General features: G+C 67.3%; 17 protein-coding genes. 10 read left to right on the top strand and 7 right to left on the bottom strand.

Annotation, left to right across the window (positions count from 1 at the left end; translation table 11 throughout):
* Positions 1-35 precede the first annotated feature (35 nt).
* Positions 36-434, bottom strand: a complete 399-nt coding sequence (locus tag LE197_RS25575) for an acetyl-CoA sensor PanZ family protein (RefSeq protein ID WP_003457678.1) — start codon at positions 432-434, stop codon at positions 36-38.
* 160 nt (positions 435-594) lie between these two features.
* Here LE197_RS25575 and hisB point away from each other — a divergent pair, with 160 nt between their 5' ends.
* From hisB to LE197_RS25535, 8 genes are all read left to right on the top strand, one after another.
* Positions 595-1,188 (top strand): imidazoleglycerol-phosphate dehydratase HisB, encoded by a 594-nt coding sequence (gene hisB, locus LE197_RS25570; RefSeq protein ID WP_003096088.1) that lies wholly within the window; start codon positions 595-597, stop codon positions 1,186-1,188.
* Entirely contained in the window at positions 1,188-1,826 is a 639-nt protein-coding gene (gene hisH / locus LE197_RS25565; RefSeq protein WP_003096087.1) for an imidazole glycerol phosphate synthase subunit HisH, read from the top strand. Before hisB ends, hisH begins: the two co-directional genes overlap by 1 nt.
* A gap of 3 nt (positions 1,827-1,829) precedes the next feature.
* The gene (locus LE197_RS25560) at positions 1,830-2,090 is read left to right on the top strand and encodes a DUF2164 domain-containing protein (protein WP_023108852.1); all 261 of its coding nucleotides are present in this window, start codon (positions 1,830-1,832) and stop codon (positions 2,088-2,090) included.
* Positions 2,091-2,138: 48 nt separating this feature from the next.
* Positions 2,139-2,876, top strand: a complete 738-nt coding sequence (gene hisA / locus LE197_RS25555) for a 1-(5-phosphoribosyl)-5-[(5-phosphoribosylamino)methylideneamino]imidazole-4-carboxamide isomerase (RefSeq protein WP_003106336.1) — start codon at positions 2,139-2,141, stop codon at positions 2,874-2,876.
* A gap of 10 nt (positions 2,877-2,886) precedes the next feature.
* Entirely contained in the window at positions 2,887-3,657 is a 771-nt protein-coding gene (hisF, locus tag LE197_RS25550) for an imidazole glycerol phosphate synthase subunit HisF (RefSeq protein WP_023108851.1), read from the top strand.
* A gap of 171 nt (positions 3,658-3,828) precedes the next feature.
* Positions 3,829-4,575, top strand: coding sequence for a substrate-binding periplasmic protein (locus tag LE197_RS25545; protein ID WP_003106332.1), 747 nt, complete (start codon positions 3,829-3,831; stop codon positions 4,573-4,575).
* A gap of 90 nt (positions 4,576-4,665) precedes the next feature.
* Positions 4,666-5,418, top strand: a complete 753-nt coding sequence (locus LE197_RS25540; protein WP_003106330.1) for a substrate-binding periplasmic protein — start codon at positions 4,666-4,668, stop codon at positions 5,416-5,418.
* Between the two features lie 149 nt (positions 5,419-5,567).
* Positions 5,568-6,323 (top strand): substrate-binding periplasmic protein, encoded by a 756-nt coding sequence (locus tag LE197_RS25535; RefSeq protein WP_003096075.1) that lies wholly within the window; start codon positions 5,568-5,570, stop codon positions 6,321-6,323.
* A gap of 36 nt (positions 6,324-6,359) precedes the next feature.
* Here the strand turns inward: LE197_RS25535 and LE197_RS25530 are convergent, their stop codons facing one another.
* The 6 genes from LE197_RS25530 to gpmM form a co-directional block, all read right to left on the bottom strand.
* On the bottom strand, positions 6,360-7,841 hold the full coding sequence (locus LE197_RS25530; protein ID WP_017148656.1) for a hypothetical protein: 1,482 nt from the start codon (positions 7,839-7,841) through the stop codon (positions 6,360-6,362).
* A 68-nt stretch (positions 7,842-7,909) separates the two neighbouring features.
* A complete protein-coding gene (locus LE197_RS25525) occupies positions 7,910-8,683 on the bottom strand; it encodes a divergent polysaccharide deacetylase family protein (protein WP_003118013.1) in 774 nt (257 codons plus the stop codon).
* Positions 8,683-9,993 carry a proteolytic complex protein CptA gene (cptA, locus tag LE197_RS25520; protein WP_003096067.1) on the bottom strand — a complete coding sequence of 437 codons (1,311 nt, stop codon included), beginning with the start codon at positions 9,991-9,993 and terminating at the stop codon, positions 8,683-8,685. Before cptA ends, LE197_RS25525 begins: the two co-directional genes overlap by 1 nt.
* A 28-nt stretch (positions 9,994-10,021) precedes the next feature.
* Positions 10,022-11,308 (bottom strand): murein hydrolase activator EnvC family protein, encoded by a 1,287-nt coding sequence (locus LE197_RS25515; RefSeq protein WP_003123645.1) that lies wholly within the window; start codon positions 11,306-11,308, stop codon positions 10,022-10,024.
* Between the two features lie 149 nt (positions 11,309-11,457).
* Entirely contained in the window at positions 11,458-12,276 is an 819-nt protein-coding gene (locus LE197_RS25510) for a CPBP family intramembrane glutamic endopeptidase (protein WP_004365496.1), read from the bottom strand.
* A gap of 313 nt (positions 12,277-12,589) precedes the next feature.
* Positions 12,590-14,137, bottom strand: coding sequence for a 2,3-bisphosphoglycerate-independent phosphoglycerate mutase (gene gpmM / locus LE197_RS25505; protein WP_010793679.1), 1,548 nt, complete (start codon positions 14,135-14,137; stop codon positions 12,590-12,592).
* Between the two features lie 324 nt (positions 14,138-14,461).
* Here gpmM and LE197_RS25500 point away from each other — a divergent pair, with 324 nt between their 5' ends.
* Together LE197_RS25500 and grxC are read left to right on the top strand one after the other, a co-directional pair.
* Entirely contained in the window at positions 14,462-14,881 is a 420-nt protein-coding gene (locus LE197_RS25500) for a rhodanese-like domain-containing protein (RefSeq protein WP_003096058.1), read from the top strand.
* A 1-nt stretch (position 14,882) separates the two neighbouring features.
* Positions 14,883-15,137, top strand: a complete 255-nt coding sequence (grxC, locus tag LE197_RS25495; protein WP_003096057.1) for a glutaredoxin 3 — start codon at positions 14,883-14,885, stop codon at positions 15,135-15,137.
* Positions 15,138-15,152: the final 15 nt, after the last annotated feature.

The raw sequence follows: 15,152 nt of genomic DNA, 5'->3' as shown, positions 1-15,152 counted from the left end.
GCGAAGCTCCGTGGCGGGGACCGCCACCGAGCATATCAGAGGCTGTCCAGCGGCAGCCCGTGGCGTGCCGCGAGGGCACGGGCCTCCAGGTGCCCGTCCGGGGCGACCAGGCGCAGCGGCTTGCCGGCTTCGGCAGCCAGGCGCCGGGCCTCGTCGAGGAGGCGTCGGCCGACCCCGCGGCCGCGGGTGATGCCGCGCACGCAAAGGTGCGACAGCTGCCAGGCGTCGTCGCCGCGCCGCAGCAGGGCGGCACCCAGCAGGCGGTCGTTGAAGCGCCCGGCGATCAGCTCGTCGGCGGCCAGCCCGGCCGCGACCAGCGCCGCGCCGTCGGCATGCGGGGCGAACAGCCAGTCCGGCGCGTCGGCGTAGATCTTCGCCAGGTCCAGGCGATCCTGGGCGCTGGGTTGGGCGAGGGTTTCGACGATCACGGGCATGCGGCTCTCCGCGGCGGGATGAAAGGAGCGCAGTGTAAGGCCTGGCCCGCCGCCCGTGGGGCGATTCGCGCCGACGGTCGCGGCTGGCAGCGCCAGCCCGGGCCTGCCTATAATGCTGGCCCTCTTATAATTACGTGCAGTGTTAGCTGTGGAGCTGGTGATGGCCGAACGCAAGGCATCCGTCGCGCGCGACACCCTGGAGACCCAGATCAAGGTCTCCATCGACCTGGATGGGACCGGCAAGGCCCGGTTCGATACCGGGGTTCCCTTCCTTGACCACATGATGGACCAGATCGCCCGCCACGGCCTGATCGACCTGGACATCGAGTGCAAGGGCGACCTGCATATCGACGATCACCACACCGTCGAGGACATCGGCATCACCCTCGGCCAGGCCTTCGCCAAGGCCATCGGCGACAAGAAGGGCATCCGCCGCTACGGCCACGCCTACGTGCCCCTCGACGAGGCGCTGTCGCGGGTGGTCATCGACTTCTCCGGGCGGCCCGGCCTGCAGATGCACGTTCCCTTTACCCGTGCCAGCGTCGGCGGCTTCGACGTCGACCTGTTCATGGAATTCTTCCAGGGCTTCGTCAACCACGCCCAGGTGACCCTGCACATCGACAACCTGCGCGGGCACAACACCCACCACCAGATCGAGACCGTGTTCAAGGCCTTCGGCCGCGCGCTGCGCATGGCCATCGAGCTGGACGAGCGGATGGCCGGGCAGATGCCGTCGACCAAAGGGTGCCTGTGATGCAGACGGTAGCCGTGATCGACTACGGCATGGGCAACCTGCACTCGGTGGCCAAGGCCCTTGAGCACGTCGGTGCCGGCCGGGTGCTGGTTAGCAGCGACGCGGCGGTGATCCGCGAGGCCGACCGGGTGGTGTTCCCCGGGGTTGGCGCGATCCGCGACTGCATGGCCGAGATCCGCCGCCTGGGCTTCGACGCCCTGGTCCGTGAGGTCAGCCAGGACCGCCCGTTCCTCGGCATCTGCGTCGGCATGCAGGCATTGCTGGAGCGCAGCGAGGAGAACGACGGGGTCGACTGCATCGGTCTGTTCCCCGGCCAGGTGCGCTTCTTCGGCAAGGACCTGCACGAAGCCGGCGAGCACCTGAAGGTGCCGCACATGGGCTGGAACCAGGTGAGCCAGGCGGTGGAGCACCCGCTGTGGCACGAGATTCCCGACCAGGCGCGCTTCTACTTCGTGCACAGCTATTACATCGAGGCCGGTAACCCGCGCCAGGTGGTGGGGCACGGGCACTACGGCGTCGATTTCGCCGCCGCGCTGGCCGAAGGCTCGCGTTTCGCCGTGCAGTTCCACCCGGAAAAGAGCCATACCCACGGCCTGCAACTGCTGCAGAACTTCGTGGCCTGGGACGGGCGCTGGTAGGCCATGGCCAGGGCGAAGAGCAAGACGCCGATCCTCCAGCTGGACGCCGCGCAGACCCAGGACGCGGTACTGGCGATCAAGCACTTCATGGAGGACCGCTTCGAACTGGAGCTGGGTTCCTTCGAAGCCGAGGAACTGCTCGATTTCTTCGCCCGCGAGTTCGCCCCGTACTTCTACAACAAGGCCATCCTCGACGTGCAGTCGTACCTGAAGGAACGGTTCGAAAGCATCGAGAGCGATGTCTGGGCGCTGGAAAAGAGTTGAGTTTCCGCGCGCCTGCCCACCGAATACAGACTTGAACAGGGTTCACCGATGCTGATCATTCCCGCGATCGACTTGAAAGACGGCGCCTGCGTGCGTCTGCGCCAGGGCCTGATGGAAGACGCCACGGTCTTCTCCGACGATCCGGTGGCGATGGCCGCCAAATGGGTCGATGGCGGTTGCCGCCGCTTGCACCTGGTGGACCTGAACGGCGCTTTCGAAGGCAAGCCGGTCAACGGCGAGGTGGTCACCGCCATCGCCCGTCGCTACCCGGACCTGCCGATCCAGATCGGTGGCGGCATCCGCTCGCTGGAAACCATCGAGCATTACGTTCGCGCCGGCGTCAGCTACGTCATCATCGGCACCAAGGCGGTCAAGCAGCCTGAGTTCGTCGGCGAGGCCTGCCGCGCCTTCCCGGGCAAGGTCATCGTCGGCCTGGATGCCAAGGACGGTTTCGTCGCCACCGACGGCTGGGCCGAGGTCAGCGAAGTCCAGGTGATCGACCTGGCCCGTCGCTTCGAGGCCGACGGGGTGTCCGCCATCGTCTACACGGATATTTCCAAGGACGGCATGATGCAGGGCTGCAACGTCGAGGCTACCGCCGCGCTGGCCAATGCCACGCGGATCCCGGTGATCGCCTCCGGCGGCATCCACAATCTCGGCGACATCCAGAAGCTGCTGGACGCCCGCACCCCGGGGATCATCGGCGCCATCACCGGCCGGGCGATCTACGAAGGCACCCTGGACGTGGCCGAAGCCCAGGCGCTGTGCGACAACTTCAAGGCCTGAGGCGAACCGCATGGCACTGGCAAAACGCATCATCCCCTGCCTCGACGTGGACAATGGCCGAGTGGTCAAGGGCGTCAAGTTCGAGAACATCCGCGACGCCGGCGACCCGGTCGAGATCGCCCGCCGTTACGACGAGCAGGGTGCCGACGAGATCACCTTCCTCGACATCACCGCCAGCGTCGACGGGCGCGACACCACCCTGCATACCGTCGAGCGCATGGCTAGCCAGGTGTTCATTCCGCTGACCGTGGGCGGCGGCGTACGCAGCGTGCAGGACATCCGCAACCTGTTGAATGCCGGCGCGGACAAGGTCTCGATCAACACCGCTGCGGTGTTCAACCCCGAGTTCGTCGGTGAGGCCGCCGACCGCTTCGGCTCGCAGTGCATCGTGGTCGCCATCGATGCGAAGAAGGTTTCCGCCCCGGGCGAGGCGCCGCGCTGGGAAATCTTCACCCATGGCGGGCGCAAGCCCACCGGGCTGGATGCCGTGCTCTGGGCGAAGAAGATGGAAGACCTGGGCGCCGGCGAGATTCTCCTGACCAGCATGGACCAGGACGGCGTGAAGAGCGGTTACGACCTGGGCGTGACCCGCGCCATCAGCGAGGCGGTGAACGTGCCGGTGATCGCTTCCGGCGGCGTCGGCAACCTGGAGCACCTGGCCGCCGGCATCCTCGAGGGCAAGGCCGACGCGGTGCTCGCGGCGAGCATCTTCCACTTCGGCGAGTACACCGTGCCGGAAGCCAAGGCCTACCTGGGCAGCCGCGGTATCGTGGTGCGCTGAGGCACGTTGCGCCGCAGCGCACAGGGCCGGTGATCGGCTAGCCATTCCTGAGCGCGAGTCGACACTCGCGCGGCTTTCTTTCAGGTACAGTCACGCCCCCCGCATCAGGTGCCGCTAGAGCGCCGATGCCCTGCCATAACGACAAACATTGCGACCGACAGGGAGTCCTCCATGTCCATCTTCCGTCTGGCTCTCGGCTGCGTCGGCAGCCTGGCCCTGCTATGCGCTAGCGCCCTGGCGCGCGCCGAAACCCTGGTCCTGCTGACCGAGAACCTAGTGCCGTTCAACATGGCGGTGAACGGCGGCAACTACGCCAAGGACGATGGCATCAGCGGCATCAGCACCGATACCGTGCGCGCCGCCTGCGAGCGCGCGCAGATCGAGTGCCAGCTGATCCTGCGTTTCCCCTGGGACCGGGTCTACCAGCAGGCGCTGAGCGAGCCCGGCTATGGCGTGTTTTCCACCGCCCGTACGCCGGAGCGCGAGGACAAGTTCAAGTGGGTCGGCCCGCTGGCGGTCAACGACTGGGTACTGATGGCCCGCGGCGACAGCAGCATCCACCTGAACAGCCTGGAAGACGCCGCGCGCTATCGCATCGGCGGCTACAAGAACGACGCCATCAGCCAGCACCTGGTCGACCGCGGCCTGCAGGTGCAATTGGCGCTGCGCGACAACGAGAACGTCGACAAGCTGGCCAGCGGGCAGATCGATCTCTGGGTCACCGCCGATCCGAGCGGGCGCTACGTCGCCCAGCGCGAGGGCCTCAAGGAGGTGAAGGTGGTCCAGCGTTTCCATACCGCCGAGCTGTTCCTGGCGCTGAACAAGGACACCCCGGACGAGCTGGTGCAGAAGTTGCAAACGGCGGTCGACGCGCTGCGCAGCGAAGGCTTGTTGAAGCAGATCCGCGAGCGCTACTGACGCCTCGCCGGCGATGCTGGCAAAAGGCTGGCCTGGCGGCGCGGCGCTGGTTATTCTGCCTCGCTCCAGGCCCCTGACAGGATGACAACAATGCAAAGAAGCCTGCTCTTCGCGCTGCTCGCAACCCTGCTGCTGGTCGGCGGCGCGCGCGCCGAAACCGATCCCGACTACAGCATGGTCCTGCTCACGGAGAACTTCCCGCCGTACAACATGGCGATCAACGGCAAGAACTTCGCCCAGGAAGACAACATCGACGGCATCGCCGTGGATATCGTCCGCGAGATGTTCAAGCGCGCCGGCATCAAGTACAGCCTGACCCTGCGTTTCCCCTGGGACCGCATCTACAAGCTGGCGCTGGAGAAGCCCGGCTACGGGGTGTTCGTCACCGCCCGCCTGGCCGAGCGCGAGGACAAGTTCAAGTGGGTTGGTCCGATCGGCCCGGACGACTGGGTGCTGCTGGCCAAGGGCGACAGCCCGATCACCCTGGGCAGCCTGGACGAGGCGAAGAAATACCGGATCGGCGCCTACAAGGGCGATGCCATCGCCGAGTTCCTCGGCAAGAACGGTTTCGAGGCCGACCTGGCGCTACGCGACCAGGAAAACGCGCAGAAGCTGGTCAAGGGCCAGATCGACCTCTGGGCCAGCGGCGATCCCGCCGGGCGCTACCTGGCCAAGCAGGAAGGCGTGACCGGCCTGAAGACGGTGCTGCGCTTCAACAGCGACCAGCTGTACCTGGCGCTCAACCGCGAGACTCCCGACGAAGTGGTGCAGAAGCTCCAGGCAGCCCTGGACGGCATGCGCAAGGAAGGCTTCGTCGAGGACATCCTCAACAGCTATCTCTGATTCGCTCCGTCCGGCCAACAGGGGGCCGGGCGGGGAAACGCCTTTGCCGGCCCCGCCGGCAATGCCATGGAAGGCCGACGAGCCAGGTATTTCGTCCTGACGCAGGGATGCCGCTAGCCAATAACGATAACCAAGCGAGCGGTGTGACCATGCTGAAAGTCCTGATCCAGACCCTGATCCTGGGGGTGTTGCTGGGGGCCTCCGCGGCCCGTGCCGAATTGCCCGCCGACTACAAGGTGGTGCTGCTGACCGAGAACTTCCCGCCCTTCAACATGGCGGTGGACGACAAGAACTTCGCCCGCGACGACGGCATCGACGGCATCAGTGCCGACATCGTCCGGGAGATGTTCAGGCGCGCCGGCATCGGCTATTCCCTGAGCCTGCGCTTCCCCTGGGACCGCCTGTACCGGTTGACCCTGGACAAGCCCGGCTACGGGCTGTTCTCCATGACCTACACCCCCGAGCGGGTGCCGCAGTTCAAATGGGTCGGCCCGCTGGCCGACACCAGTTGGGTGTTGCTGGCGCCGGCCGGCAGCAAGATCGCCGTGAAGAATCTCAAGGACGCCGCCCGCTACAAGCTCGGCGCCTACAAGAACGACGCGGTCAGCCAGCACCTGGAGGCCCAGGGCATCCCGGTGATCAACGCCCTGCGCGACCAGGAAAACGTGAAGAAGCTTACCGGCGGGCAGATCGACCTGTGGGCCACCACCGATCCGGTCGGCCGCTACCTGGCCAAGCAGGAAGGCGTGTCCGGCCTGCAGACGGTGCTGCGTTTCAACGAGGCCAAGCTCTACCTGGCGTTGAACAAGGACACTCCGGACGAGGTGGTGGAGCGCCTGCAAAAGGCCCTGGAGCAGATGCGCCAGGAAGGCTTCGTCGACGAAGCCGTCGCCAACTACCTCTGACTGGCGGGCGCCCCTCCGCCGGCGCGGCGAGGGGGCTCAGTCCAGGTCGTAGGCCTGGACGCCGAGGTCGCGGCTGTCGTACCAGTTGCCGCGGGCCCAGAACACCCGGTCGTGCGCCTCGTCGAAGCCGAGCACGCCGAGGTAGCCGGCGATGTCCAGGCGGCGCCAGGATGAGCCCCAGTCGTCCGAGTAGTACACCGCGTTGGCGGAGACGCTCGCCGGCTCCTCGTCGGGATACAGCCACAGCGGCACTTCGTAGTGGCTCATGGTGTTGGCCAGCAGCACATTCCTGCCCATGTAGAACTCGCGCAGCCCGGAACTGGACGGCAGGGGCCAGAACGGGCTGGGCAGCTTGCCGGTGATCTTCCATTCGAGCGCGTCGCGATCGAGCTCGGCGATCAGCGAGCGCGATTCGTCCGGGTGATCGAGCACTGCGATAACCCGACCGTCCGTGTTCTGTTCCAGGCGCTCGACGGCCACGCCGTCGGTGCGCCGGATCGCGCCCATCCGCCAGCGTCCGCCCTCGCGGCGCAGTTCGGCCTGGGTGGTGACCAATATCGAGCTGGTCAGGTAGCGCCCCTCGGGTGGGCCATAGCGGAAGGTCTGGCTTACCCAGATCGCGGCACGCTCCGCGTCCAGTTGAGCGACGTGTGCCTTGATCTGCCCGTGCTTGCCGTTGTAGTCGCCCCAGCTGACGCCGTTCGGCGCCAACTCGCGGGCGTAGGCGAGGTCGACCAGCAGCGGCGCGGAGGTGGCGATCGACTCGACACTGGCGCCGCGGTCGGGCGAATAGAACAGCCCGCTCGGCTGGCCGGGTTCCCGGCCGCCATCGGCACCGCCGTATTCGAAATCACCCCAGACCCAGACTTCGTCCTTGCCGTGGAAGCGCGGTGCGAGAGCCCAGCCCAGTCGATTCGCCTCGGCCATGAAGCCTTCCTCGAGCCGCCGCCAGCTCTTGCCCTGGTCGTCGCTGCGCAGCACCACTGTCTGCTCGCGCTGACCGTTGTCCTTGCCCGGGCGCCGCAGGCCGGTGAGCAGGAAGACGCTGGAACCGTCCGGCGTGACTTCCAGGCAGGCGGTCTCGCCGAGCCGCGCCACTTCGTGGAACACGCCGTCCGCGCCCAGGCGCGAGACATAGGTGGTTTCCGGATCGCCGCCGGATAGCAGCATGCCGTTGAGGAAGTTGAAGAGGTGGGGTTCGGACTCTTCTTCCCTGGGCTGGGCGGCCGCCACCAGGTCCAGGTCGATGACGCCCTCGGGCAGAGCCTGCTCGTCGCGGCCGACCTCGCGCCGGCCTACCAGCCAGGTGCCGGCGGGCGTCGCCCGCACGCCGGTGCAGAATTGCTCCATGGCGCGCTGGTCGATGTTCTCGACCTTGCCGACGGTGCTCTCGCCGGGGCTGGCGCCGCCTATCTCGAACTTGGCGCTGGTGAGGATCCAGATGAAACCGAGGGGAATCGCGCCTGCGACCAGCAGGGCGGCGGCGAGCAGGGGCATGGGAGGGGAAGGGCGGGCCATCGGTGCGTCCGTGCAGGAATGACGAGGACGTCACCTTAACCGCTGCCGCGACGCCGGTAAACCCGGCTTCAGTGCGGCGCCTGGCGTGGGTTGACGTTGCGGTTGCCGCGCTCGCCGATGAGCATCTGCGGCGGTACCAGCTCGATGCCCTGGGCGCGCAGCTTCGGCAGCTCCCGCGCCAGCACGTCGAGGGTGGCCTTGTGCGGGTGGCCGATGAGCAACGCCGAACCCTGCTTGCGGGCCAGGGCGACGCCGGCCTGCAGTTGTGCGGAGACCGCTTCCGGTGTGGCTTCGTTGTCGAGGAACACATCGCGCGAGACGCTCGCCAGGCCGATCCGCTGCGCCTCGCTGGCGGCCACGGTGGCGGCGCTGGTGCGGCTGTCGACCAGGTACAGGCCGCGACGCTGGAGTTCCTCGGCGAGCCAGGCCATCGCCGGGCGCACCGCGGTCATGCGGCTGCCCTCGTGGTTGTTCAGGCCTTGCACGAACGGCACCTTGGCCAGCGCCGCGTCCAGCCGCCGCGCACGCTCTTCCTGGGTCAGCTCCGGCCGCCAGGCGTAGGGACCGCCGGCCGGGTCCATCGGCATGTGCAGGATCACCGTGCGCCCGCGCTGGTGCGCCTCGCGGGCCAGTTCGGCGGCATGCGGGGTTTCCGGGATGATCGCCAGGGTTACGCCGGGGGGCAGGTCGAGGACCCGGCGGTCGCGCGCCAGGTTCTGCCCGAGGTCATCGATGACCACGGTCAGCAGCGGCGGGCGCTGGTAGGGGGCGGGGTCCTGGCGGGCCTGGGCCTGGTTGAACAGCAGGCACAGGCCCAGCAGGGCAACGCGAAACGCCGACATCAGTTGCCGCGGGTGACGCTCAGGCCTTTCAGCAGGCTAAGGGCCTGGCTGAGCTGGTAGTCGGAATCCTGCGGGCGCTCGCTCGGCGCGGCACGCTTGCCGGTGGGGCGGTCGGCACCGCCGTTGCCGTTGGCCAGGTGGCCCTGCAGGTCGGCTTCCTTGAAGCCCTCGAAGCTGCTCCGCTCCTGGGTCACCTTGGCGCGTCCGACTTCGATGTCCGGAACGATCCCCTGGGCCTGGATGGAGCGCCCGTTGGGGGTGTAGTAGAGCGCGGTGGTGAGCTTCAGGGCGCGGTCGTTGTTCAGCGGCAGCACGGTCTGCACCGAGCCCTTGCCGAAGCTGTCGGTGCCCATCAGGATCGCGCGCTTCTGGTCCTGCAGGGCACCGGCGACGATTTCCGCCGCCGAGGCGCTGCCACCGTTGATCAGCACCACCAGCGGAACCTTGTCGCTGGGATCGGCCGGGTCGGCGCTGAAGCGCAGCTCGGAGTTGGCGATGCGGCCCTTGGTGTAGACGATCAGGCCCTTGGTGAGGAAGGCGTCGGCTACCTCGACGGCGGACTGCAGCACGCCGCCGGGGTTGTTGCGCAGGTCCAGGACCAGGCCCTTGAGACGGCCCTTGTTGTCCTTGCGCAGCTGGTTCAGCGCCTTGACCACTTCCTCGCCGGTGTTGACCTGGAACTGGGTGATGCGCAGGTAGGCGTAGCCGGGTTCGAGGACCTGGCTCTTGACACTCTTGACCTTGATGATGGCGCGCTTGAGTTCGACGTCGAACGGTCTGCCGCCATCGCGGACGATGGTCAGGGTGATCGGGGAGCCGGCCTTGCCGCGCATGCTGTCGACCGCTTCGGTCATCGACTGGCCCTTGGTCGGCTTGCCGTCGATCTGCACGATCAGGTCGCCGGGCTGGATGCCGGCGCGGGCCGCGGGGGTGTCGTCGATCGGCGAGACCACCTTGATGAAGCCGTCTTCGCTGCCGACCTCGATGCCCAGGCCGCCGAACTCGCCGCTGGTGCTTTCCTGCAGCTCGGCGAAGTCCTCCGGGCCGAGGTAGGCGGAGTGCGGGTCGAGGTTGCTGAGCATGCCCTTGATGGCGTTCTCCAGCAGGGTCTTGTCGTCCACTGGCTCGACATAGGCGGCCTTCACCCGGTCGAGAACCTCGGCGAAGGTACGCAGCTCGTCGAGGGGCAGCGGGGCACTGCTACCGTTGGCCAGTGGCGCGGCGTCGGCCGGGGCGTCGGCAGCCTGGGCCGCGCCCGCGCCGAGCAGCAGGGCCAGCGCCAGGGTGGTGGGACGGAAGCAATGCAGCATGTTCAGCTCCTAATCACGAGTTCGGCGCCTATCCCTGTGCGCGGCACCAGGTAGTAGGGTCCGCCGGGCGGCCCTGATGGCGAATGGCGAAGTACACGGCCGGGCTACTCTGGCCGCCGCTGGTTCCAACGGTGGCGATCGGGTCTCCGGCCTTCACGGTGTCGCCGGCGTCTTTCAGCAGGCTTTGATTATGGCCATAAAGGCTGAGGTAGCCGCCACCGTGGTCGAGGATGACCAACAGGCCGGCTCCGCGCAACCAGTCGGCGAATACCACGCGTCCGCCGTGCACCGCGCGGACGGTGCTGCCGGCGCTCGCCGAAATCAGTACGCCGTCCCATTTCGCCCGCGGATCGTCGCCGCGCTGGCTGCCGAAGCGCGCCACGACGCGGCCATTCACCGGCCACGGCAGCTTGCCGCGGGCCGAGCCGAACGCGCCGCCGTAGACCGCGCCAGTGCTTGAGACCAGCGGGCCCGGCGCAGGTTCGCGCGGCGGGCTGGTGACTCGTCCGGGGGCGGCCTGCTGCTGGCGCGCACGCTCGCGTTCGGCGGCCAGCGCGCGCTGGCGCTCGCGCTCCGCCGCGGCGGCGGCTTCGCGGGCCTGGCGGGCCAGGGTTTCCTCGATGGTCCGCAGTACCTTGGCCAGCTCGGCCTGGTCCTGTTGGCGGGACTTGAGCTTCTGGTCGCGTTCGCGGTAGTCGCTGTTCAGCTTGGCCAGGGCTTGCTGGCGCTCCTTGCGGGTCGCTGCCAGCGCCTCGCGGCGGCTGTCCAGCTCGCCTTGCTTGCTCAGTTGTTCGGCTTTCTGCGCAGAGATGTCCTGCTCGACGTTGGCCAGCTGGCGGAGGGTTTCGTTGAAGCTGGCGAGCTGTTCGAGACGGGCTTTGTTGATGTAGTCGTAGTAGGTGAGGGTGCGGCTGAATTTTTCCGGGTGTTCCTGGTTCAGCAGCAGCTTCAGGTATTCCTCGCGTCCACTCTGGTAGGCCGCGCGGGCCTGGATGGCGAGGAGGCGCTGCTGCTCAATGCGCGCGTCCTGGAGTTTTTTTTTCTCCCCATCCAGCCGTTTCAGCTCGGCTTCGCTCTTGTCCAGCTCGTCCTGCAGGGCCTTGATCTGTTTTTCCAGGTCGCCCATCTCGGTCTCGGTGGACTTCAGCTGCTTCTGCACGCCGCTCTTTTCCTGCTGGATGCCGTCCAGCAGCTTCTTCAGCTCGCCGATGTCCTTCTGCGTCTGTTCCAGCTGGCGTTGGGTGTCGGCGCGCTCGTCGGCGAAGGCCGGAGCGAGACAGGCGAGGGATAGCAGGAGAGGAAGGAGGCGGAGCATGGGGTGGCGGGCACCTGGGAATTGGACCGGCCTAGTATGCCCGTGGCCGCCGTTAAAAAAAACGCCCCGCACCGCGCGCTGTGGGGCGCTTCCACGTATTTCAGCCGGATGGCAGCGGCGGATGTCGTCGACGACGAAGGCCACGGGCATCAGGCGGGTCTGTAGAGCGGGTAGGTGAACAGCAGCAGATGCGTCAGGTTCAGCCCGAAGTGGAACAGCGTCGCCACCCACAGGCGGCCGCTCCACAGCCAGGCCAACCCGTAGATCAGCCCGGCGAGGCCGGCGAACAGCATCAGCAGCGGGCCGCCGGCGAAGTGCGCCAGGCCGAACAGCGCCGAGGCCAGCGCCAGGGCGGGCCAGGGGCCCAGCCATTGGCCCAGGCGTTGCTGCAGGTAGCCGCGGAACAGCGCTTCCTCGGCAAGGGAAACGAAGAACAGGTTGGCCAGGACGAACTGCCAGAGCCAGGCCGGCGCGTGGAGTTCCGGCCGCAGCAGGCCGACGCCGACAGCCAGCAGAAGCAGCGCCGGCACCGCCGCCACGAGCAGCAGCCAGTGCCAGGGGCGGCCGGGAGCGCGGGCTTCGTCGCGGAACAGGCTCGGCAGGCAGGCCAGTAGCAGGAACGGCACCAGTGCCTTGTCGAAGTTGAAGTACATGGTGAACGGCAGGCTCTGCGGGCCGACCACCGCCTTGTCCAGGACCCTGGGGTTGGCGAAGCCGGGTAGCAGGTGCAGGAAAAGGCCCACCGCGCCGGCGACCAGCAGCAGCTCCAGGCCCAGGGCCCAGGCGCGGCGTGCCGCCAGGCGCCGGCGCAACAGGGCGAGGACGCCCAGTACAGCCAGGGCGGCGACCGCAGGCGGAGCGAGAACTCCGTCGTAGAAGGCGAGGCAGCAGGTCGCGAGCAGCAAGGCGAGAGCCAGCAGGCGCTGGAAGGACAGGGCGAGGAGCGAGGTGGCGAGGAGGAACCACATCGGCGGAAATCCTTGTAGGGCAGATGGAAAAGACAGCGCGGGCAAGGCTAGCACGGGCCTCGGCGACGTAGCGGGAGGCAGGGGGGGAGACGCGGAAAATGAAAACCGCGGCACACGTCTCGACGCCGCGTGGCCAGGCCTGTCGGCCGATCGGCAGCGTTAAAGCGGGGAAGGTGGCGTCGTGGAAACGGGGCGCGGCGCCCGGCCCGCTACGGCGGATAACGTCGCAGGCGTTATCCGTCGATGGCCTGCAGAAGCGGCGGATAACCGCGACGCGGTTATCCGCCCTGCGCGGGAGTTCGTCGTTCGCGGATCAGCCGAGGGTGACGATGCTGCGACCGGTCATTTCCGCCGGCTGCTCCAGCCCCATGAGGGTCAGCATGGTCGGCGCCACGTCGGCCAGCACGCCGCCTTCGCGGATGCTCAGCTTGCGCTTGCCGACGTAGACGAAGGGCACCGGTTCGCAGGTGTGCGCGGTGTGCGCCTGGCCGGTGGACTCGTCTTCCATCTGCTCGACATTGCCGTGGTCGGCGGTGATCAGGGCTTCGCCGCCGACCTTGTCCAGCGCCTCGACGATACGGCCCATGCAGGTGTCCAGGCACTCCACGGCCTTGACCGCGGCCTCGAACACGCCGGTGTGGCCGACCATGTCGCCGTTGGCGTAGTTGACCACGATCACGTCGTAGCGCTGTTGCTCGATGGCCTCGACGATACGGTCGGTGACTTCCGGCGCGCTCATCTCGGGCTGCAGGTCGTAGGTGGCGACCTTCGGCGAGGGGATCAGGATGCGCTCCTCGCCTTCGTAGGGTTCCTCGCGGCCGCCGGAGAAGAAGAAGGTCACATGGGCGTACTTCTCGGTCTCGGCGATGCGCAGCTGGGTCTTGCCATGCTTGGCCAGGTATTCGCCGAGGACGTTGGTCAGCGGCTCCGGCGGGAAGGCACAGGGCGCCGGGATGCTCGCCGCGTACTGGGTCAGCATGACGAAACCTGCCAGTTGCGGGGCTCGTTCGCGGGGGAACTCATTGAATGCCGGCTCGACGAAGGCGCGGCTCAGCTCGCGGGCGCGGTCGGCGCGGAAGTTCATGAAGATCACCGCGTCGCCATCCTCGACCCGCACCGCTTCGGCGCCGGCCGGGACCACCGCGGTGGCCTTGACGAATTCGTCGCTCTCGCCGCGGGCGTAGGCGGCCTCGAGGGCTGCCACCGAGGAGTCGGCGGTGAACTCGGCCTTGCCGTCGACGATCAGTTCATAGGCGGCCTGGACGCGGTCCCAGCGGTTGTCGCGGTCCATCGCGAAATAGCGGCCGATGATCGAGGCGATGCGGCCCTTGCCGAGCCCGGCGAAGGTGGCGTCGAGACGCTCCAGCGACGGTTGCGCGCTTTTCGGCGGGGTATCGCGGCCATCCAGGAAGGCATGCAGGTAGATCTTGCCGGCGCCGCGCCTGGCGGCCATCTGCGCCATTGCCACCAGGTGGTCTTCATGGCTGTGTACGCCGCCCGGGGAGAGCAGGCCGAGGATGTGCACCGCCTTGTCGGCGGCGACGGCCTTGTCGACCGCCGCGGCGATCACCGGGTTTTCGAAGAATTCGCCGTCGCGGATGGCCTTGGTGACGCGGGTGAAGTCCTGGTACACCACGCGGCCTGCGCCGAGGTTCATGTGGCCGACCTCGGAATTGCCCATCTGGCCGTCGGGCAGGCCGACGTCCATGCCGGAGCCGGAGATCAGGCCGTGCGGCTGGGTTGCCAGGAGGCGATCCCAGACCGGCTTCTTCGCGGCGTAGATGGCGTTGTAGTCAGGGCTTTCGCTGTGGCCGAAGCCGTCCAGGATGATCAGGACCAGGGGTTTGGGCGTGGCAGTCATATGTCCGGCTCTATTTCCGCGGGGTTCAGAAACTGACCAAATTTAGTGGGAACATTGTCGTTCAAGACGTAGGAAGAGGCTGATTGATTAAACCGATGACGCCGATCCGCAACCGAATGCCGCTATCCTCGCTCCCTCTGTCCCGCCCGAACCGTGCCCGGGCCGGAACTGGCCAGCTTCACAGAAAAGGACCGGCATTCTAACCGTGAAGTTTCCCGCGACGCCATTTCCTGGAGCCGAGCGGGGCGCCGCCCGGCGGGTTCCCCCCTGGCCGGCGCGGTCTGTATACTGGCCGGCATTTTTACGCCCTGGATATCCGTCACCATGCAATTCGTTTCCCGTCTGATCGAGTTCGCCACCAACCACTACCTGCTGGTCGCGGCGCTGCTGGTCCTGCTGGTCCTGCTGTTGCTGCACGAGCTGCGCAAGGGCGGCAAGAGCCTGTCGACCCGCGAGCTGACCGCGCTGGTCAATGCCGACCAGGCGGTGGTCCTGGATATCCGTCCGGCCAAGGAGTTCGCTAGCGGGCACATCGTCGACGCGCTGAACATCCCGGCCGACAAGCTGAACAGCCGCATGACCGAACTGGAAAAGTACAAGGGCAAGACCATCATCCTGGTCGACGCCATGGGCCAGCACTCCGGCACCTGGGGCGGCGTCCTGAAGAAGGCCGGCTTCAACGCCGCCAAGCTGTCCGGCGGGATCGGCAGCTGGCGCGGCGACAACCTGCCGCTGGTGAAGTGACATGCCGCCCGTCGTGATCTACACCACCGCCTGGTGTCCGTACTGCATCCGCGCCAAGCAGTTGCTGCAACGCAAGGGCGTGGACTTCCAGGAGATCGCCTGCGACGGCAAGCCCGAACTGCGCGCCGAGCTGGCACGCAAGGCGGGATCGACCACCGTGCCGCAGATCTGGATCGGCGAGACCCATGTCGGCGGCTGCGACGACCTTCATGCACTGGAGCGCGCCGGCAAGCTGGACGCGCTGCTGTCTGCCTGAAACCATTCATGAATT

This window comes from Pseudomonas sp. PS1(2021) (assembly GCF_020405165.1).
Taxonomy (GTDB): Bacteria; Pseudomonadota; Gammaproteobacteria; order Pseudomonadales; family Pseudomonadaceae; genus Pseudomonas; species Pseudomonas aeruginosa.
This window is presented reverse-complemented; position numbering and strand designations above follow the sequence as displayed.

Coding starts and splice junctions, on each gene's coding strand:
- hisB (WP_003096088.1), top strand. CDS start 595: ATGGCCGAACGCAAGGCATCCGTCGCGCGCGACACCCTGGAGACCCAG.
- LE197_RS25540 (WP_003106330.1), top strand. CDS start 4,666: ATGCAAAGAAGCCTGCTCTTCGCGCTGCTCGCAACCCTGCTGCTGGTC.
- gpmM (WP_010793679.1), bottom strand. CDS start 14,137: ATGACTGCCACGCCCAAACCCCTGGTCCTGATCATCCTGGACGGCTTC.
- hisA (WP_003106336.1), top strand. CDS start 2,139: ATGCTGATCATTCCCGCGATCGACTTGAAAGACGGCGCCTGCGTGCGT.
- LE197_RS25515 (WP_003123645.1), bottom strand. CDS start 11,308: ATGCTCCGCCTCCTTCCTCTCCTGCTATCCCTCGCCTGTCTCGCTCCG.
- LE197_RS25500 (WP_003096058.1), top strand. CDS start 14,462: ATGCAATTCGTTTCCCGTCTGATCGAGTTCGCCACCAACCACTACCTG.
- LE197_RS25560 (WP_023108852.1), top strand. CDS start 1,830: ATGGCCAGGGCGAAGAGCAAGACGCCGATCCTCCAGCTGGACGCCGCG.
- LE197_RS25535 (WP_003096075.1), top strand. CDS start 5,568: ATGCTGAAAGTCCTGATCCAGACCCTGATCCTGGGGGTGTTGCTGGGG.
- LE197_RS25575 (WP_003457678.1), bottom strand. CDS start 434: ATGCCCGTGATCGTCGAAACCCTCGCCCAACCCAGCGCCCAGGATCGC.
- LE197_RS25545 (WP_003106332.1), top strand. CDS start 3,829: ATGTCCATCTTCCGTCTGGCTCTCGGCTGCGTCGGCAGCCTGGCCCTG.
- cptA (WP_003096067.1), bottom strand. CDS start 9,993: ATGCTGCATTGCTTCCGTCCCACCACCCTGGCGCTGGCCCTGCTGCTC.
- grxC (WP_003096057.1), top strand. CDS start 14,883: ATGCCGCCCGTCGTGATCTACACCACCGCCTGGTGTCCGTACTGCATC.
- LE197_RS25530 (WP_017148656.1), bottom strand. CDS start 7,841: ATGGCCCGCCCTTCCCCTCCCATGCCCCTGCTCGCCGCCGCCCTGCTG.
- LE197_RS25525 (WP_003118013.1), bottom strand. CDS start 8,683: ATGTCGGCGTTTCGCGTTGCCCTGCTGGGCCTGTGCCTGCTGTTCAAC.
- LE197_RS25510 (WP_004365496.1), bottom strand. CDS start 12,276: ATGTGGTTCCTCCTCGCCACCTCGCTCCTCGCCCTGTCCTTCCAGCGC.
- hisH (WP_003096087.1), top strand. CDS start 1,188: ATGCAGACGGTAGCCGTGATCGACTACGGCATGGGCAACCTGCACTCG.
- hisF (WP_023108851.1), top strand. CDS start 2,887: ATGGCACTGGCAAAACGCATCATCCCCTGCCTCGACGTGGACAATGGC.